Here is a 17,405-nt window from a genome sequence, read left to right on the forward strand (position 1 = left end):
GTTTAATTTAATTTACTCATTCCCGAGAAAAGTTTTACATCATTCTTGCTTTTCCTAAATTCAAATGTCACTTTTCACATTCCAAGGAATCGAAACAATTGAATCATGCTTTTCCCATTTAGTCGAAGATAGAGAAACTTTTTCACTTAAACCAATCGTTTTTAAGGCTTGAATTATATCAAAATCATTAATCTCCTTATCTACAGTTATAGGCATTATCAAAACTTGCGCTTCTGCAGGATCAGCCATCACATGTATTGATAAATCTTCTAAAGCTCGTTCAAAAAATATTTTTCTCATTCGACTTGTTAAAGGAGAACCCATGGCTTTCGCAAACAATTCCAGGCTTTCTTTGTCTCCAGAAAGCCCACAATTTAAACTTAACCAGATTAAAAATTTAACCCAACTATCAACGCTCCATAGCGGCTGAAAGCTATCTCGCTTACTATAAATTAATTCCATCAATGCAAACTCAAATGCTTTTGCTTGAATAGACGTGCGAGATATTTGTTCCATAGAAGACATTTTCTCCAACTACAGCCAAACTAGTGTTTATTGTTCATTATCTGTTTATTTGTCATGGATCTGAACGACCCTGAACTTGAGTTCTCCGATCTTGTCTACGCATATCAAAGCTGGGTAATTGCAGTAATCAACGATGAAAAATTAAATAGTAAAGAGAAGTTACTTACAGAAGAAATAACTGATGATGCTTTAAATGCTATGAGATTCTTACCTGGTGAAGTCACTAGCGCAATTGAGACAAGTTTAGCTCGCGTCTATGAAGTTGATTCTGATGAACTTTCTTCAATCTTGTTTCCAGAAGAATAGAGTCAATTCTCTAATTGTTTTAAAAAATTATTGAGCTTTTGCAAGTTTCCTAAAGCCTGATCCACATGGAGAAGCTTCTGCCCCTTTTGGCGTGCTAATCAGAAATCCACCTCCACTTAAATCACCAAAATAATTCAGCTTTAGACCTTGAAAAAATTGGACTTGATCTTGGCGAGCATACAAAGTAATCCCGTCAGCTCTAGCGAGGGGAACACCATCATTTTTTCCTGGCCTAATTCTTATAAATTTCCATCCCTCTCCACACTTATCATCAAGTAGATCAATATGCATAACTCCTGGTGTGCCAGTAAAAGCAGCTTGCCTATTTAACTCTGCTACTGCTGTTGCTGAAATTTTTAATCCAGGACCATTTTGCATAAATTGAAAAATAATCTAGATGGGCGATCCAGGGTTCGAACCAGGGACATCCTGCTTGTAAGGCAGGCGCTCTACCGCTGAGCTAATCGCCCATACATTTTTAGTCCAAGGACTAATTCATTTACTTTATACCTCAAGCTGCTCTGATGTTGAGAATTAATCATAATTAGATCAACGATTCAAAAAAAATCGTTTTAGAAGCTTCGTTACAGCTCTCTCAGGACAAATAAAAATGACAAACACAAACCAATTAAATTTAGAGAAAAAAATCAATAAACTCATTGAAGTAGTTTCAGACCTAAGAGATCCAATCAATGGTTGTCCTTGGGATCTGAAACAAACTCATCTTTCGTTGATCCCATATGTTTTAGAGGAAGCCTATGAAGTTGCTCACGCAATAAGAGAAGGCAATCCTGACGAATTAAAGGAGGAGCTTGGAGATCTCTTATTACAAATAATTTTGCATGCTCAAATAGCAAAAGAAAAAAAATTATTTGATATGGGAGATATCATTGACATAATCACTGAAAAGCTAATTCGCAGGCATCCACATGTATTTCAAGAAAAAGCAACAGTAAGTATCAAAGAAGTGGAATACTCGTGGGAAAAAATCAAAAATAAAGAGAGACCATCAAATAACTCAAAAACTCCAATTAGTGACCGATTAAAATTAAAGATACGACCTCAACCTTCAACAATAGCTGCACTAATCATCTCTAACAAAGCCTCAAAAAACGGATTCGAATGGGAAAAAAGTAATCAGATTTGGGATAAATTATATGAAGAATTAGAAGAATTAAAAGATGCCTTAAAAAACGAAAATACTTCCGAAGCTGAATCAGAAATAGGAGACGTATTATTTACATTGATCAATATTGCAAGATGGCATAAGTTATCTATAGAAGAAGGATTAGCAAAAACTAATAAAAGGTTTCTTGAACGATTAACATATATAGAAGAAAATATAGATGGGGAATTACATTCGCAATCAAAAAAGAAATTAGAAAAATACTGGGAACTAGCGAAGATCAATCTCAAGCATTAATATAGTAATTATGAACGACAAACTAAAAAAAAGTTCAGAGTGGCTTGACGAATATCATCAAGGCGTTAGATATGGGCTACAGGGAAAAGTAATACTAGAAGAGTCAAGTCCTTTTCAAAAGATTACCATATATGAAAGTAAAAGATATGGGACAGCATTATTACTTGATGATTGTTGGATGACCGCAGAAAAGTCTGAAAAGTATTATCACGAATGTCTTATTCATCCTGCCTTGTGTTGTTCTAAGCAAATAGATAATATTTTAATTATCGGAGGGGGTGATGGGGGTAGTGCAAGAGAATGTTTAAAATATAAAGATGTTAAATCTATCGATTTAATTGAAATCGATATAAGAGTTATTGAATTAAGTCAAAAGTATTTGCCAACTATTGGAAGCAATGCATGGTCTGATTCAAGATTGAATTTACAAATCAAGAATGGTATTGATTGGGTAAAACATAAAAAAGAGAATTCATATGATGTGATTATTATTGATGGAGCAGATCCTATTGGACCATCCAAAGAATTATTCAGCAATTCTTTTCTAAAAAATTGCAAACGAATACTTAAACCGGGAGGGGTTTTGGCAACACAAAGTGAATCCCCCGAATCTTTTCAGCAAATTCATATAAATATTGTCAAAGTTCTTCGTGAAATTTTTGACTACGCAGATCCAATGTATGGATCTGTATCTATATATCCAAGCGGTTTATGGAGCTGGACATTTGCATCTATGGAGAAGCCAAAATATATGCATCCAAGAAAAAATCGAGTAGAAGAAATCTCCGAAACTTGTCAGATTTGGAGTGAGAGATGGCAACAAGGAGCATTCAAGACTATCCCTGCATTCATAGAAAGGGAGCTAGCAAAAATATGAACAAATCCAACCTCAAAGATCTATCACTATTTAATAATGATGGTGCAATATTTATGGGTGCACAAAGAGGCATCGATCAATGCAGAGTGTCGCTTTTAGGAGTTCCTTATGATGGGACTTGTTGCTTTAGGCCTGGTGCAAGATTTGGTCCTTCTGCTGTCAGGGAAGATAGTTATGGAATTGAAACATATTGTCCACAATTAAATTTAGATTTAGAGGATATAAACTTTGCTGACGTAGGTTCATTAGATGTTCCAATTGGAGATGCAAAGTTAACACTGGATTATATAAGAGATGCTACAGACATATTACTTAAAAATAATTTAAAGCCGCTTATTATTGGTGGAGAACATTCAATAACAAGTGGGGTTATTAAATCAATAATTACTAATTATCCTGAATTAATTATTATTCAATTAGATGCTCATGCAGACCTTAGAAATGAATGGTTAGGTAGTAAATTTAGTCATGCATGTACTATGAAAAGATGTTTAGAAATACTACCTAGCAAAAAGATTTTTCAAATAGGAATAAGAAGTGGAACAAAATCAGAATTTATTGAGATGAATAATACTAAAAGATTAATTCCTCATACTTTAGGAGGGAATGGAAAATCTTTAGAAGAGGCTCTAAAAAGTTTTAAAGGAACCCCAATCTATTTAACTTTTGATTTAGATTGGTTTGATCCATCTATAATGCCAGGAACAGGAACTCCTGAGCCAGGAGGCTATTTCTGGGGAGATTTTGCAGCAATAATAGATGTGATTAAGTCTCATAACTTAATTGGTGCTGATGTAGTCGAATTATCTCCCAAATTAGATAACACTGGTATTAGTAGTATCCTTGCTGCAAAAGTTATACGTTCATTAATTATGTTATTGGACAAATCATCCTACAAAATTTGAATTCTCATTCAACTAATACCTTTTCAAAATCGAGTTGTTGATCAACAGATCTTTCAGAAATCTTTGGGAAATAAGGTTCTTTTTTTATCCAATGACCACAAGAAACAAATGAAGATATCTCAGAATGTATTTTTATCTTTCTCAGTTTGCACCATGAGAATGAATCAAAATGACTTGAAACACACTGATTGCAGCTCATACAAGATCTTTTTAGAGTCATCAAGTCTTAACCCAAGACTCATAGAGTAGTAAAACTTTCCGGATCGAGCCACAAAGCATTAAATTTGTTCTAGAAATTCTTATTGGTTCACGTTTTTACTAGTGAATTTCTTTCAACGTTCAACAAAAAATGAAATTACTGCAAACTCCTCTTTACGAAGAATGCCAAAAATTAGGGGCTAGAATGGTGCCTTTTGCAAATTGGGAAATGCCTGTCAGTTTTTCTGGGTTAATAGAAGAACACAATGCAGTAAGAAAAAGTGTTGGAATGTTCGACATATCTCATATGGGTGTTGTGCAAATAAAAGGTAAAAATATCAAGAGCTCATTACAAAATTTAGTTCCTTCAGACGTGTTTCGAATAGGACCTGGTGAAGCGTGTTATACAGTTTTTTTAAAAGAAAATGGAGGAATTCAAGACGATCTAATCATTTATGATCAAGGTATTTTAGACACAAATGAAGAAAGCATACTTTTAGTTATTAATGCCGCAAGAAAAGAATCAGACATTGAATGGTTAAATTTAAATCTTTCAACCAAAGAAATCACAATATCCGAATTCATGCCTGAGGGTGCATTAATTGCCATCCAAGGTCCACAATCAATCCGTACATTTGAGGAAATTCTTAAAGAGTGTTTATCCGATTTACCACGCTTTGGGCACAAAACTATTACTTCTAATTCCAATTTAATTAACGGAGAAGACTCAATTTTTATTGCACGCACTGGATATACAGGAGAGGAAGGTTTGGAATTTTTGTCATCGCCAGAAACAGCACAGTCCATCTGGAAGAATCTCATCGCATCTGGAGTTACTCCATGCGGGCTTGGAGCAAGAGACACACTTCGATTAGAAGCTTCTATGCATCTATATGGCAACGATATCAACTTAGACACCACTCCCTTTGAAGCTGGTTTGGGTTGGTTAGTACATTTAGAAATGCCTCATGATTTTATAGGCAGAAAAGCTCTAGAAAAACAAGCCGAAAATGGAACAGAAAAAAAACTTGTTGGTATTAAGGTACAGGATAAAGGAATCGCAAGAAAAGGATATCCAGTTTTATACAACAACGAAACTGTTGGGCAAATTACTAGCGGAACTTGGTCTCCAACATTGAAAGAACCTATAGCTCTTGCTTATGTGCCTAGCGAAATTGCAAAAACAAATAGTAAATTAGAAGTAGAAATCAGAGGAAAGAAACATCCTGCAATAATCGTAAAAAGACCTTTCTACAGAAAAGGTTTTTGAGCAAGTAGAAACTGTGTTGTGCATAAAAGCCGTTCTTTGTGGGAAACTCATTATTCATGATGATTAAGAATTTCATGCGCAATAAGACTTGTGGAGAACTACGAGCTTCCGCAATTGGCGCAAATGTTCAACTATGTGGTTGGGTTGATCGCAGAAGGGATCATGGCGGGGTAATTTTTATTGATCTAAGAGACCGCTCTGGAACACTTCAAATAACAGTAGATCCAGATCAAGGCCAAAATCTTTTTAGCATCGCTGAAAGTCTAAGAAATGAGACTGTTCTTCAAATCAATGGATTAGTTAGAGCAAGACCTGAAGAAGCTATTAATACAAAAATACCAACCGGTGAAGTAGAAGTCTTAGCTGACACTATAAAAATTCTGAATACTGTTACTAAGACACTCCCCTTCTCAGTTTCAATTCATGATGAAGAGAGTATTAAAGAAGAAATCAGGCTGAGGCATAGATATTTGGATCTCAGAAGAGAGAGAATGAATACAAATCTTCGATTAAGACACAACACAGTCAAAGCGGCTAGAAATTTTCTTGAAAACGAAGGATTTATAGAAGTTGAAACACCTATTCTGACTCGATCAACTCCTGAAGGAGCAAGAGATTACTTAGTCCCCTCAAGAGTATGCGGTGGCGAATTTTTTGCATTGCCGCAATCACCACAATTATTCAAACAATTATTGATGGTTGGTGGCATTGAACGTTATTACCAAATCGCACGCTGTTTTCGTGATGAAGATTTACGCGCAGACAGGCAACCAGAATTTACGCAATTAGATATTGAAATGAGTTTTATGGAGGAAACAGAAATAATTGATTTAAATGAGAGGTTAATTGTAAACATCTGGAAAAAAATCAAAGGAATTGATCTCCCAACTCCATTTCCAAGGATGACTTGGCAAGAGGCTATGGATCGGTTTGGAACTGACAGGCCTGATACTCGATATGGAATGGAACTTGTTAACACAAGTGATTTATTTTCTAAAAGTGGATTTAAAGTTTTTTCAAATGCTATTTCTTCTGGTGGATGCGTCAAATGCATCACCATTGAGGAAGGAAATAATTTAATTAGTAATGTAAGAATAAAACCAGGTGGAGATATTTTTAGCGAAGCCCAAAAGGCTGGCGCTGGAGGGTTAGCCTTTATTAGAGTTAGAGATAATGAAGAAGTCGATACTATTGGAGCCATAAAAGAAAATTTAACTACTTCACAGATAAAAGAACTCCTATCAAAAACCCAAGCGAAAGCTGGTGATTTAATCCTTTTTGGTGCAGGACCCACAAATATTGTTAATAGAACCTTAGATAGAGTTCGTCAATTTATAGCTCAAGATCTAAAAATCATTTCCGACAACGGGTTGAAAACACAATGGAATTTTCTTTGGGTCACTGATTTTCCTATGTTTGAATTCAATTCTGATGAAAATCGTCTGGAAGCCATTCATCATCCTTTCTGCGCTCCGAAACCTGAGGATATTGGTGCATCAAAAAACTTATGGAAAGACAAATTACCCAGATCAAATGCACAAGCGTACGATCTAGTTCTCAATGGACTAGAGATTGGTGGAGGATCTTTAAGAATTCACAACTCGGAACTTCAAAAAACTGTACTTGAAGTAATTGGTCTATCTAGCGATGAAGCAGAAGAGCAATTTGGTTTTTTAATTGATGCACTTTCAATGGGTGCTCCTCCACATGGTGGAATTGCATTTGGACTTGACAGAATAGTTATGCTTTTAGCCAATGAAGATTCAATTAGAGATACTATTGCTTTCCCAAAAACACAACAAGCTCGTTGTTCCATGGCTAAAGCCCCTGCAACGGTAGAAAACAAACAATTAGAAGACCTCCATGTATCCTCGACTTGGATCGAACCTGAATAAATTGATAGAAATTAGCAGCAAAAACATTATCCTAAAGAGAAAATATGTAAATTACTTGGCGTTTAGCTGGATCAAGGTAGCTTAAAGAATGATTGAAAAGTAAATGGCAAAATTTGTTTTCGTCACTGGTGGTGTAGTTTCAAGCATTGGCAAAGGAATTGTTGCCGCAAGTCTTGGCAGACTACTGAAGTCTAAAGGGTACAGTGTTTCGATTTTGAAGCTTGACCCCTATCTAAACGTTGATCCTGGGACGATGAGCCCATTTCAACATGGAGAAGTTTTTGTAACTGAAGACGGTGCTGAAACTGATTTAGACCTTGGGCATTATGAGCGCTTTACAGATACTGCAATGTCAAGACTAAACAGTGTAACGACAGGTTCCATTTATCAAGCTGTTATTAATAAAGAAAGACGAGGTGACTATGAGGGAAGAACAGTTCAAGTTATCCCCCACATCACTCGTGAAATTCGCGAAAGAATTAAACGTGTAGCAGATAATAGTGGTGCAGATGTAGTAATTTCAGAAATTGGAGGAACTGTTGGAGATATCGAATCTCTACCTTTTCTTGAGGCAATAAGAGAATTTAAAGGGGATGTAAAAAGAAACGATGTTGTTTATGTTCACGTCACATTATTGCCTTACATTGGTACCTCTGGAGAAATTAAAACCAAGCCAACACAGCACTCTGTCAAAGAATTACGTTCTATAGGTATTCAGCCAGATATTTTAGTTTGTCGCAGTGATAGGCCTATTAATGATGATTTAAAAAATAAAATAGGGGGTTTCTGCGGAGTTAACTCTGATGCGGTTATAGCATCTCTTGATGCTGACAGTATTTACTCAGTACCATTAGCTCTCAAAGATGAAGGACTTTGTAAAGAAGTATTAGATTGCTTGGATCTGAATGATCATGAAAGTGATTTAAAAAACTGGGAACAATTAGTTCATAAATTGCGCAATCCAGGTCCTTCTGTCAAAGTCGCATTAGTTGGTAAATATGTGCAATTAAATGATGCCTACTTATCAGTAGTTGAAGCATTACGTCATGCGTGTATCTCTCAAGATGCATCTTTAGATCTTCACTGGATCAATGCGGAGAACATCGAATCAGAGGGAGCAGAAAAACTACTTCATGGAATGGACGCAATTGTCGTTCCTGGAGGTTTTGGTAACCGAGGCGTAAATGGGAAAATAGCTGCTATCAGATGGGCAAGGGAGCAAAGAGTCCCTTTTCTAGGGCTTTGCTTAGGTATGCAATGTGCTGTCATTGAGTGGGCTCGCAATTTAGCTGGTTTAGAGGATGCATCTAGTGCCGAACTAAATCCAAATTCAAAACACCCTGTAATTCACTTACTGCCAGAACAACAAGACGTAGTTGATCTAGGAGGAACAATGAGATTAGGAGTATATCCTTGTAGACTTCAAACCAACACAACAGGGCAAAGCTTATATAACGAAGAAGTTGTTTACGAAAGGCATAGACATCGTTATGAGTTCAATAATTCATATAGGACTCTCCTAATGGAATCTGGTTATGTAATTAGTGGTACTTCACCTGATGGTCGGTTGGTAGAACTAATAGAATTAAAAAATCATCCTTTTTTTATTGCATGTCAATATCATCCAGAATTTCTCTCAAGGCCAGGGAAACCACACCCTTTATTTAGTGGCTTGATTCAAGCTGCACAATTACGCGTACCATCCTCACCAAATGAGGCATTCAATCCACAATCAAAAATTATTGGGAAAAAATCTCTAGAACAGCAATAAATGGAACAATCTCTACCAGTAGTGGAATGTTTTCATTCTCTACAAGGAGAAGGAGAACATGCTGGTAGAAGCGCTTACTTCATTAGATTAGCTAGTTGTAAAGTTGGATGTCCTTGGTGTGATACGAAATATTCATGGAATTCCGAACTTCATCCACAAAAAAGTTTGATGGATTTATCAATTAACACAGCTAAAGCTCAAAAAGAAGGTGCAGCTTTTGTTGTAATCACTGGAGGTGAGCCATTACATCATAATTTAGATCATCTATGCAGAGAAATTAGAAAGTCTACACTCAACCAAGAAAAAAAATCTATTCCCATTCATCTCGAAACCAGTGGCGTAGATAGATTAAGTGGCAACCCAGATTGGATAACATTATCTCCTAAACGGCATTCTCCTCCACGCCTTGATAATCTCTTATCTTGCCAAGAATTAAAAGTTGTTATACATAACGCTGATGATTTACTTTTTGCTAAAACAATGAATAATTTAATAAAAAACAATGGAAACATTAAACCTCAATTATTTTTGCAGGCTGGATGGGAAAATGAAGAGGGTCAAAAACTCGCAATCAAATTTGTAAAAAATAATCCTGATTGGAGATTAAGTATGCAAACTCACAAATGGCTAGGTGTACTCTAACAATCTAGATAAATGAGATTTTGCTTCATTAGATTTAAAAAAAATAATGATTGAACAAACTACAATTGCATTACTTTCCGGAGGAATTGATTCGGCTACAGCTGCTTGTATCGCTATGGAAGCTGGGCAAAAAGTAATTGGTTTATCATTTGATTATGGCCAAAGACATTTGAAAGAATTACAAGCAGCAGCAGATCTAGCAAAAGATTTAAATCTTGAAGATCATATAACAATCAAGATTGATTTATCTTCTTGGGGTGGGTCCTCCTTAACCGACACGTCACAAAAAATACCTACTAAAGGCATACAAAAAAATACCATTCCTAACACTTACGTTCCAGGTAGAAACACAATCTTTGTTGCTATTGGGTTGAGTCTTGCAGAGGCTCGTGGTGCAAATAGAATAGCATTAGGCATCAATGCAATGGATTATTCTGGATATCCAGATTGTAGACCGGATTATTTAGAGGCATATCAAGAATTAGCTAACTTATCCAGCAGAGTAGGGCGAGAGGGAAAAGGTATAAAACTGTGGGCTCCACTACTAAATTGGGAAAAAACAACAATCTTTAAAGAGGCATTACGCCTACAAATTCCTATAAAAAAAACATGGAGTTGCTATCAAGGTGAAAGTAAAGCATGTGGTATATGTGATAGTTGTCGTATTAGAGATAAAGCATTAAAAGAAATAGGCCGAGAAGATCTATGTAGTCAATATGTCTTGTGAATAAGATTAAACGACAACTATGTCAGTGGGAATTACCTGAGGTAGTAGCTCAAAAATTAATTCAAGAATGGGGAGAGGCTGGATTTATATGGCTTGATGGTGATGGGAGTGATTTAGGTCGATGGGTTACCTTAGGAATTAATCCTTTAAAGCAATTTTGTTCTAGAGAATTAGAAATTTCAAAAACGAATTCAAATCCTTTTAAAATTTTACGCGCATTACCGCCAGGGCATTGGACTGGTTGGCTGAGTTATGAAGCTGCATCTTGGACAGAGCCACAAAATCCATGGCAAACAAGTTCTATGGCAACTTTATGGATAGCCTCACATGACCCAATATTAAAATTTGATCTTCAAAAGAAAGAGCTATGGCTCGAGGGCAAAGATGATAAACGCATCTCAGTTATGGAAAATTTTTTAAACAGTACTTTTCATCAAAAGCTTTCCAAAAAAGACACTGAAACTACAAAAAAAATAGAAAACAGCCAACGTATCCCACTAGGGTCCTGGAAATGGAAATTAACAAGTCAAGAATATTCTGAACGAGTTGATCAGATCAAAAAATGGATTGCTAACGGTGATATTTTTCAAGCCAATCTAACTACCTCTTGCCAAGCCCCATTACCAAAATCCATGCGTCCAATAGACGTATATTCTAAACTAAAAGAATGCTCTACAGCTCCATTTGCTGGAGTAATTATCGGAGATGAATTAGCAAAAGGAGAAGCTATTATATCAACTTCGCCAGAACGATTTCTAAAAGCTTTGCCTAGTGGTGAGGTAGAAACAAGACCAATCAAAGGGACTAGACCGAGAGATAAAGATCCAGAAAAAGATGCAGATTGGGCAGCAGAGCTTATTTGTAGCACAAAAGATCATGCTGAGAATGTAATGATTGTAGATCTACTAAGAAATGATCTTGGAAGAGTATGCCAACCTGGCTCAATCAAGGTCCCTCATCTACTTGTTTTAGAGAGCTATTCTCAAGTTCATCATCTAACTTCAGTTGTGAAAGGTAAGCTCATGACAAATAAAACTTGGGTAGACTTACTGGAAGCCTGCTGGCCAGGTGGCTCAATAACAGGAGCACCCAAACTTAGAGCATGTAAAAGATTGTATGAACTTGAGCCAACAGCAAGAGGTCCTTATTGTGGGTCAATATTAAATATCAATTGGGATGGAGTCTTTGACAGCAATATTCTTATTCGATCTTTAATGGTTAAAGAATCCTCTATCTCTGCTCATGCTGGATGTGGAATCGTTGCAGATTCAGATAGCAAAAAAGAAGCTGAAGAAATGAATTGGAAATTAATGCCACTTTTAAAAGCATTAACATGATTAACAATAAAAGCAAAAAATTAGGCTGGATTAATGGTCACTGGGGAATCTTCGATGATTTAAAAGTCCCAATTAATGATCGAGGACTGAACTTTGCGGATGGTATCTTTGAAACGATTTTAATTTTGAATGGAGAGCCACAGCTTCTAGATCAGCATTTAAATAGATGGGAAAAAAGTGCAAGTATCTTAGAAATGAATTCACCACCATCAAAAGAATGGTTGAATTCACTCATTGAAGATGGCATTAATCGAGCACAATTAAATAATATAAATGGAGTCATTCGTATTAATTGGACTAGAGGAGTATCTAAACAACGTGGAATTGATATCAGTCAAACAAGCCAGCATAGTTTTTGGTTGGAGATAGATTCTTATCAACCAAGTTTTGAATCTATATCCACAATGATTAGTCAAACTGAAAGAAGGAATTCTTTTAGCCGTTTAAGTTATTGTAAAACATTTTCTTATAGCCAAGGAATTCAAGCACGCTTAGAAGCGAAAAATGCAGGCTTTAATGATGCAATATTATTAAATAGTCAAGGTGAAATATGTTGCGCCACCACAGCCAATATATTAGTAAAAAGAGAAAATAGTTGGTTGACTCCAGCATCTAATAGTGGTTGTCTACCTGGCATAATGCGTCAACGAGGAATTGATTTAAATATCATCAAAGAAACATTTATTGAAGCCATACCTGAAGAGAATGATGAATGGTTTTTAATCAATAGCTTAAGTTGTCGTCCAATTCAAAAAGTCAACCAAAAAGAATTAAAAATATCAACTAACCCCAAAGACTTTTGGCTAAGTTTATTAAAATCTAAAAAATAATATCTTGAACATAATCTATATAGGAATTGGAAATGTTACTTCAGCCGGTGGAGGAGAACAAGCCTCTACTTGGAAATTAACAACAGACCCTATTACAACGATAGAGGGAGAGATGAAATTTTCGGCTTCTACTCGATCAAAAAGAGTCTCTAATGATGACCTTATAAAGCGTTGTCCAACAACAGTTCCCTGCTGAATCACTGCTGCAGGTGTGGCTGGATTCATTCCCCCAGCAATTAACTCTGTAGAGATAAACTTTAAATTATAAACACCCATATATATGACTAATCCATCACTGGATTGAGCTAGAGAGCGCCAATCAACTGCTGGACGCTTTTTATCAATTCCTTCATGTCCAGTCACAAAAGTTACTGAAGATCCAGCAAGCCTATGAGTAATAGGTATACCTAAATAAGCTGGAGCAGCGATGCCAGATGTAACTCCGGGTACAACTTGAACTGGCACACCTTTTTTAGCAAGATGGGCAGCTTCTTCCGCACCTCTACCGAATAAGAATGGATCACCTCCTTTTAATCGGACTATGCAAGAACAACTCTTAGCTAAATCAAAAAGAATATCATTCGTTTTTCTTTGAGGGACTGAATGGTGACCACGTCTCTTACCAACTGAGTGAAGTTGGCACTTTGCAGATACTAAGTTAAGCAACTCAACTGGAACTAAAGAGTCGTATACAAGAGCATCACATTGCCTAATTAATCTTTGTGCTTTAACTGTTAACAAATCAGGGTCGCCAGGCCCTGCTCCCACTAGATAAACAGTACCAAGCTGCTCTGTGGTCATGGCAAGTTCCCTAAGATATTTATAAGACCTCGATGAATCATTTCAATTTCAAGCAAAGATTTGAGCTTTTTCCCTTTACTATCAATTTCGACATTTTTATTTGGGGTTAAAAAATAAGGAATAGGAAAATAGTTCTTTTTACCATACAAAATATCTTGGTTCCATCTGGTCCATGAATATAATGGTATGTCTAAGACATTTTCCAATGATTTTACGAAAACACTAGAGGTCTCTGAAGAAACAGGATGATGAATCAATGCAGGTTTATCATAAGAACTATGATTATTTATCCAATCACCTATTAATGATAGCCATGGGTGAAAAGAACCTAAAAAAGGAAACAATTTAATATTTTTACCATCGTCCTGAAAACGTTTAAATATTTTTGGAACATCATTACAGACATGAGTGCCAGGTAACAAAAACAGAGGAACCAATAACATTGATTTTTTACCAATCTCAACTTGAGGTGGAGCTTCTTGAGTCAAAGCCTCTATAGAGACAGATCTATTTTTGTATTTTTTTAATTGTTCTATTGTGGAAATGAGAGATGAATGAATTTCCCCACCTTTAGATCCATGCACAAGTAAATGTAAATGATGATGAGTCTTCAGATCAGTTCTGTTCTGTAACAAAGACAACCCTTCACTAATACCTGTAGATGTATTACTAATTCCAGTTAAATCATCAAAAGCTAAATCATGACAAACCTCAGACGCTTCATAACTAATAGTTTCATTTGAGGAGAGAGTCCTTGTTGGAATACTATCAAGAACCAAAGAAGAAAAAGATTTAAAAGTACTTTTCATCGAGACCTATTTGCAGTGCAAGAAGTATGGAAAATGCTCAAAAATCAAACAATTAGGAGCATTGAAGAAAAACGGAAGATAATACTAAAAAAAATTGAGACCAATTGAGACCGAACAATCAAAGCGATAATCTTGTTTTAGATTTAGATAAAATTAAAAAAATACTCAACGCAACGAACTTGCATACAAAACTAAACTTTCAAAACAAACACACGAATGACATATAAATACGAAGAATTTAAAACTTATTTAAGAAAAATAGGGAGTGGGCAATTTACAGGAAAAAGTCTAACTCGTGGAGAAACTAAAGCAGCTATCAAACTGATGCTGAAAGAAGAAGCAAGTGCAGCACAAATTGGTAGTTTCATGATTGCACATAGAATTAGACGTCCTATCCCGGAAGAATTAGCCGGGATGATTGATGCCTACATAGAACTAGGACCAAAAATTCAATCACCCAGTAATCAACGTCAACCTATATTTTTTGGGATGCCCTTTGATGGTCGAAAAAAAACTGCACCTCTATATCCTCTTACAACCCTACTATTACTAACGCAACAACAGCCTGTTATTTTGCATGGTGGTTCTCGTATGCCTGTGAAATACGGCGTTACTCATAACGAACTCTTTCAAGCCTTAGGATTAAATTTAACTGGCCTATCAATTTCTCAAGTACAAAGTTTTTTCAACTATAACGAACTTGCTTTAATCCATCAGCCAGATCATTTTCCACTAGCTGAAAGTTTAATACCTTATAGAGATCAAATAGGTAAACGACCACCGCTATCCAGTATGGAATTAATCTGGACATGTCATCAAGGAAAGCATCTACATATAAGTGGCTATGTTCATTCTCCAACTGAAGAAAGGCACTGGAAAACACTTGAACTTATGGATGAAGAAAACATAATTACTGTTAAAGGACTTGAAGGTGGGATCGATCTTTCAATAAGTCGTTCATCAACAATTGGTCATTATAAAAATCAAAATGGAACTAGAGCGGTTTATCATCCCAAAGACTTTGAATATTCAGGACAAGATCTTGAATGGACCAACATCGAAGACTGGCAGAGATTTGCTTTCCAAGCTCTTAATGGAGAAGGCCCGTTAATTAAAGCACTAGAATGGAATGCTGGCATTTACTTTTTTTATGCTGGCTTAAGTTCTGATATTAAAGTTGGAATCAAAAAAGCAAAGGAAGTAATCAATTCAGGATTTGCTTTAGAGCACTTAGAAAAATTAATCAAGTGGAGACAAGCAAATATTGATTCATAAGAAGACTTTTTTCAAAGGCATTCAATACAAAGTTTTTGCCATTAAATAGCGTAAAAAATGAACACCTCCTATTTGAATTTCCTCCGGAGCAGTAATTGTCCATCCATGACGTAAAAGCAATTTATAGCTACATAAACTTGCCTCTGTTTTTAAATTAATAGGTCTATCTTTGAGAGTATCTTCTTCAATTTGATGTAATAAAGCTGTAGCGTGACCCTGTCGTGACGAACGCCCTCGGCAATAAAGTAATGCTAAGCGATCAGTTGGATATCTCAAAGCAAATGCTTCAATCGTCTTATTAACACAACTCACCCAACCAACTCCTTCCTTAAGAGGTTTATCTAAAATCCCAGGGAGATAAGCCAAGGAAGACCAAGCATCAATCTGTTTTTGGCTGTATGAGGATTTATCACAAGTTCGAATAGCATCTTCATAAACTTCTCTCAAAGCCATTTCATCGGAACTCTCACAAGGTCGCAAATATCGATTTAGACTGTGTCTACTTAAAGATGTCAAATTCACTGACAATATGAGAGGGTGAATAAATTATGAGCTATTTGCTTTGAGAAGGCTAAAAATTCCCACACTTTTAGGAGCTTTCATAACACTTCTAGATGATCGATTAGGTGAAACTATTGTTTTACCTCTCTTACCTTTTTTATTAGAACAATTCACCACAAGCGCAACAACTCTTGGTTTTCTAACAGGAACTTATGCAATATCTCAGTTTTCTGCAGCCCCGTTAATTGGTGCCTTGAGTGATCGTTTTGGACGTAAGCCTATCATGATCACATGTGTATCAGGTTCTGTAATTGGCATATGTTTATTTGCAATAACCGTGAGTCTAGATTGGGATAATTATTTACCTTTATGGGCCTCCACTTTACCTTTATCTTTACTATTTTTGGCAAGAATAATTGATGGCATAAGTGGAGGTACTGCATCTACTGCAACTACCATACTTGCAGATATATCAACTCCCGAAAATCGAGCAAAAACCTTTGGTTTAATTGGAGTAGCCTTTGGTTTGGGTTTTATTCTTGGGCCAGGATTAGGAACAGCCCTTGCTAAATTTAGTGTTACTTTACCGGTATGGGTCGCAAGCGGATTTGCAATATTTAATTTGATTTTTGTAATTTTATTTTTACCAGAAACACTGCCTAAAAATAAAAGAAATCTATTACCAAGAAAAAGAGATTTGAACCCAATTAGTCAGCTACTAATTGTATTTAAAAACCCCTTAGCTAGAAGACTTTGCTTATCATTTTTTGTCTTCTTTATGGCATTTAATGGTTTTACAGCTGTTTTAGTCCTCTATTTAAAAGAAAAATTTGGATGGAGTCCTGAATTATGTAGTGCTGCTTTTATTGTCGTTGGAGTTATCGCGATGATTGTCCAAGGAGGACTCATCGGTCCTCTTGTTAAAAGATTTGGGGAATCGAGATTAACTTTTACTGGTATTGGATTTGTAATGGCAGGATGTATTCTTTTAACTCTCGCAAATACAGATACATCAATTCCTCTTGTATTCAGTGGCGTCGCAATACTTGCAATGGGAACTGGATTAGTTACTCCTAGTCTAAGAGCACTAATCTCGAGAAGACTAAGTTCTATTGGTCAAGGTGCAGTATTAGGAAATCTGCAGGGTTTACAAAGTCTGGGAACTTTTCTTGGAGCAATCGCAGCAGGACGCTCATATGATCTTTTTGGACCTAGAAGTCCATTCTTTGGCACTATTTTGCTTCTATTAATTGTCATGTTTTTAATCTCAGGAAGAAGTCTTACCAAGCAAAAAGCAATCTCCTAGACTAATA

At 36.0% G+C, this 17,405-nt stretch carries 19 protein-coding genes and 1 tRNA gene; 13 read left to right on the top strand and 7 right to left on the bottom strand.

Features of this window, described 5'->3' with window-relative positions:
- Nucleotides 1–60 precede the first annotated feature (60 nt).
- Nucleotides 61–516, bottom strand: a complete 456-nt coding sequence (locus AC6EI0_RS07400; protein ID WP_498521943.1) for a protein phosphatase — start codon at nucleotides 514–516, stop codon at nucleotides 61–63.
- A 63-nt stretch (nucleotides 517–579) separates the two neighbouring features.
- On the opposite strand from AC6EI0_RS07400, the gene AC6EI0_RS07405 reads away from it, so the two are divergent.
- The gene (locus AC6EI0_RS07405; protein WP_498521944.1) at nucleotides 580–831 is read left to right on the top strand and encodes a hypothetical protein; all 252 of its coding nucleotides are present in this window, start codon (nucleotides 580–582) and stop codon (nucleotides 829–831) included.
- A gap of 27 nt (nucleotides 832–858) precedes the next feature.
- Here the strand turns inward: AC6EI0_RS07405 and AC6EI0_RS07410 are convergent, their stop codons facing one another.
- Nucleotides 859–1,209, bottom strand: a complete 351-nt coding sequence (locus tag AC6EI0_RS07410; protein WP_498521945.1) for an AIR synthase — start codon at nucleotides 1,207–1,209, stop codon at nucleotides 859–861.
- Nucleotides 1,210–1,229: 20 nt separating this feature from the next.
- Nucleotides 1,230–1,301, bottom strand: a tRNA-Val gene (locus AC6EI0_RS07415).
- Between the two features lie 140 nt (nucleotides 1,302–1,441).
- Between AC6EI0_RS07415 and mazG the strand changes: the two genes are divergently transcribed.
- Genes mazG through speB form a run of 3 tightly spaced genes read left to right on the top strand, consistent with a single transcriptional unit; the run spans nucleotide 1,442 to nucleotide 4,036 of the window.
- Nucleotides 1,442–2,254 carry a nucleoside triphosphate pyrophosphohydrolase gene (gene mazG, locus AC6EI0_RS07420; protein ID WP_498521946.1) on the top strand — a complete coding sequence of 271 codons (813 nt, stop codon included), beginning with the start codon at nucleotides 1,442–1,444 and terminating at the stop codon, nucleotides 2,252–2,254.
- 10 nt (nucleotides 2,255–2,264) lie between these two features.
- On the top strand, nucleotides 2,265–3,131 hold the full coding sequence (speE, locus tag AC6EI0_RS07425; RefSeq protein ID WP_498521947.1) for a polyamine aminopropyltransferase: 867 nt from the start codon (nucleotides 2,265–2,267) through the stop codon (nucleotides 3,129–3,131).
- Nucleotides 3,128–4,036 carry an agmatinase gene (gene speB / locus AC6EI0_RS07430; RefSeq protein WP_498521948.1) on the top strand — a complete coding sequence of 303 codons (909 nt, stop codon included), beginning with the start codon at nucleotides 3,128–3,130 and terminating at the stop codon, nucleotides 4,034–4,036. Before speE ends, speB begins: the two co-directional genes overlap by 4 nt.
- A gap of 4 nt (nucleotides 4,037–4,040) precedes the next feature.
- Here the strand turns inward: speB and AC6EI0_RS07435 are convergent, their stop codons facing one another.
- Complete coding sequence (locus tag AC6EI0_RS07435) at nucleotides 4,041–4,235, bottom strand: metal-binding protein (RefSeq protein ID WP_498521949.1); 195 nt, start codon at nucleotides 4,233–4,235, stop codon at nucleotides 4,041–4,043.
- Between the two features lie 150 nt (nucleotides 4,236–4,385).
- Here AC6EI0_RS07435 and gcvT point away from each other — a divergent pair, with 150 nt between their 5' ends.
- The 7 genes from gcvT (at nucleotide 4,386) to AC6EI0_RS07470 (ending at nucleotide 12,706) form a co-directional block, all read left to right on the top strand.
- Nucleotides 4,386–5,504, top strand: coding sequence for a glycine cleavage system aminomethyltransferase GcvT (gene gcvT, locus AC6EI0_RS07440; RefSeq protein WP_498521950.1), 1,119 nt, complete (start codon nucleotides 4,386–4,388; stop codon nucleotides 5,502–5,504).
- Between the two features lie 74 nt (nucleotides 5,505–5,578).
- Nucleotides 5,579–7,399, top strand: a complete 1,821-nt coding sequence (aspS, locus tag AC6EI0_RS07445; protein ID WP_498523519.1) for an aspartate--tRNA ligase — start codon at nucleotides 5,579–5,581, stop codon at nucleotides 7,397–7,399.
- Between the two features lie 103 nt (nucleotides 7,400–7,502).
- Nucleotides 7,503–9,170, top strand: coding sequence for a CTP synthase (gene pyrG / locus AC6EI0_RS07450; RefSeq protein WP_498521951.1), 1,668 nt, complete (start codon nucleotides 7,503–7,505; stop codon nucleotides 9,168–9,170).
- The gene (locus AC6EI0_RS07455) at nucleotides 9,171–9,812 is read left to right on the top strand and encodes a 7-carboxy-7-deazaguanine synthase QueE (RefSeq protein WP_498521952.1); all 642 of its coding nucleotides are present in this window, start codon (nucleotides 9,171–9,173) and stop codon (nucleotides 9,810–9,812) included.
- A 46-nt stretch (nucleotides 9,813–9,858) separates the two neighbouring features.
- Nucleotides 9,859–10,539 carry a 7-cyano-7-deazaguanine synthase QueC gene (queC, locus tag AC6EI0_RS07460; RefSeq protein WP_498521953.1) on the top strand — a complete coding sequence of 227 codons (681 nt, stop codon included), beginning with the start codon at nucleotides 9,859–9,861 and terminating at the stop codon, nucleotides 10,537–10,539.
- Nucleotides 10,536–11,876, top strand: coding sequence for an anthranilate synthase component I family protein (locus AC6EI0_RS07465; protein ID WP_498521954.1), 1,341 nt, complete (start codon nucleotides 10,536–10,538; stop codon nucleotides 11,874–11,876). The genes queC and AC6EI0_RS07465 overlap by 4 nt, the downstream gene beginning before the upstream one ends.
- Complete coding sequence (locus tag AC6EI0_RS07470; RefSeq protein ID WP_498521955.1) at nucleotides 11,873–12,706, top strand: aminotransferase class IV; 834 nt, start codon at nucleotides 11,873–11,875, stop codon at nucleotides 12,704–12,706. The genes AC6EI0_RS07465 and AC6EI0_RS07470 overlap by 4 nt, the downstream gene beginning before the upstream one ends.
- 15 nt (nucleotides 12,707–12,721) lie before the next feature.
- On the opposite strand, the gene cobA is transcribed toward AC6EI0_RS07470, so the two are convergent.
- On the bottom strand, nucleotides 12,722–13,507 hold the full coding sequence (gene cobA / locus AC6EI0_RS07475) for a uroporphyrinogen-III C-methyltransferase (protein ID WP_498521956.1): 786 nt from the start codon (nucleotides 13,505–13,507) through the stop codon (nucleotides 12,722–12,724).
- Complete coding sequence (locus AC6EI0_RS07480) at nucleotides 13,504–14,316, bottom strand: CbiX/SirB N-terminal domain-containing protein (RefSeq protein WP_498521957.1); 813 nt, start codon at nucleotides 14,314–14,316, stop codon at nucleotides 13,504–13,506. The genes cobA and AC6EI0_RS07480 overlap by 4 nt, the downstream gene beginning before the upstream one ends.
- A gap of 216 nt (nucleotides 14,317–14,532) precedes the next feature.
- Here AC6EI0_RS07480 and AC6EI0_RS07485 point away from each other — a divergent pair, with 216 nt between their 5' ends.
- The gene (locus tag AC6EI0_RS07485; RefSeq protein WP_498521958.1) at nucleotides 14,533–15,591 is read left to right on the top strand and encodes an anthranilate phosphoribosyltransferase family protein; all 1,059 of its coding nucleotides are present in this window, start codon (nucleotides 14,533–14,535) and stop codon (nucleotides 15,589–15,591) included.
- A gap of 21 nt (nucleotides 15,592–15,612) precedes the next feature.
- On the opposite strand, the gene AC6EI0_RS07490 is transcribed toward AC6EI0_RS07485, so the two are convergent.
- Entirely contained in the window at nucleotides 15,613–16,044 is a 432-nt protein-coding gene (locus tag AC6EI0_RS07490) for a GNAT family N-acetyltransferase (protein WP_498523520.1), read from the bottom strand.
- A 109-nt stretch (nucleotides 16,045–16,153) separates the two neighbouring features.
- On the opposite strand from AC6EI0_RS07490, the gene AC6EI0_RS07495 reads away from it, so the two are divergent.
- Nucleotides 16,154–17,398 carry an MFS transporter gene (locus AC6EI0_RS07495; RefSeq protein ID WP_498521959.1) on the top strand — a complete coding sequence of 415 codons (1,245 nt, stop codon included), beginning with the start codon at nucleotides 16,154–16,156 and terminating at the stop codon, nucleotides 17,396–17,398.
- Nucleotides 17,399–17,405 lie beyond the last annotated feature (7 nt).

The sequence above is a fragment of the Prochlorococcus sp. G5PB11 genome (assembly GCF_059772425.1).

What these genes read in the sequence shown, in the direction of transcription:
- AC6EI0_RS07480 (WP_498521957.1), bottom strand. Translation starts at nt 14,316, where the DNA reads ATGAAAAGTACTTTTAAATCTTTTTCTTCTTTGGTTCTTGATAGTATT.
- queC (WP_498521953.1), top strand. Translation starts at nt 9,859, where the DNA reads ATGATTGAACAAACTACAATTGCATTACTTTCCGGAGGAATTGATTCG.
- speE (WP_498521947.1), top strand. Translation starts at nt 2,265, where the DNA reads ATGAACGACAAACTAAAAAAAAGTTCAGAGTGGCTTGACGAATATCAT.
- AC6EI0_RS07405 (WP_498521944.1), top strand. Translation starts at nt 580, where the DNA reads ATGGATCTGAACGACCCTGAACTTGAGTTCTCCGATCTTGTCTACGCA.
- AC6EI0_RS07410 (WP_498521945.1), bottom strand. Translation starts at nt 1,209, where the DNA reads ATGCAAAATGGTCCTGGATTAAAAATTTCAGCAACAGCAGTAGCAGAG.
- AC6EI0_RS07485 (WP_498521958.1), top strand. Translation starts at nt 14,533, where the DNA reads ATGACATATAAATACGAAGAATTTAAAACTTATTTAAGAAAAATAGGG.
- AC6EI0_RS07455 (WP_498521952.1), top strand. Translation starts at nt 9,171, where the DNA reads ATGGAACAATCTCTACCAGTAGTGGAATGTTTTCATTCTCTACAAGGA.
- gcvT (WP_498521950.1), top strand. Translation starts at nt 4,386, where the DNA reads ATGAAATTACTGCAAACTCCTCTTTACGAAGAATGCCAAAAATTAGGG.
- pyrG (WP_498521951.1), top strand. Translation starts at nt 7,503, where the DNA reads ATGGCAAAATTTGTTTTCGTCACTGGTGGTGTAGTTTCAAGCATTGGC.
- AC6EI0_RS07435 (WP_498521949.1), bottom strand. Translation starts at nt 4,235, where the DNA reads ATGAGCTGCAATCAGTGTGTTTCAAGTCATTTTGATTCATTCTCATGG.
- mazG (WP_498521946.1), top strand. Translation starts at nt 1,442, where the DNA reads ATGACAAACACAAACCAATTAAATTTAGAGAAAAAAATCAATAAACTC.
- AC6EI0_RS07470 (WP_498521955.1), top strand. Translation starts at nt 11,873, where the DNA reads ATGATTAACAATAAAAGCAAAAAATTAGGCTGGATTAATGGTCACTGG.
- speB (WP_498521948.1), top strand. Translation starts at nt 3,128, where the DNA reads ATGAACAAATCCAACCTCAAAGATCTATCACTATTTAATAATGATGGT.
- cobA (WP_498521956.1), bottom strand. Translation starts at nt 13,507, where the DNA reads ATGACCACAGAGCAGCTTGGTACTGTTTATCTAGTGGGAGCAGGGCCT.
- AC6EI0_RS07490 (WP_498523520.1), bottom strand. Translation starts at nt 16,044, where the DNA reads ATGGCTTTGAGAGAAGTTTATGAAGATGCTATTCGAACTTGTGATAAA.
- AC6EI0_RS07400 (WP_498521943.1), bottom strand. Translation starts at nt 516, where the DNA reads ATGGAACAAATATCTCGCACGTCTATTCAAGCAAAAGCATTTGAGTTT.
- aspS (WP_498523519.1), top strand. Translation starts at nt 5,579, where the DNA reads ATGCGCAATAAGACTTGTGGAGAACTACGAGCTTCCGCAATTGGCGCA.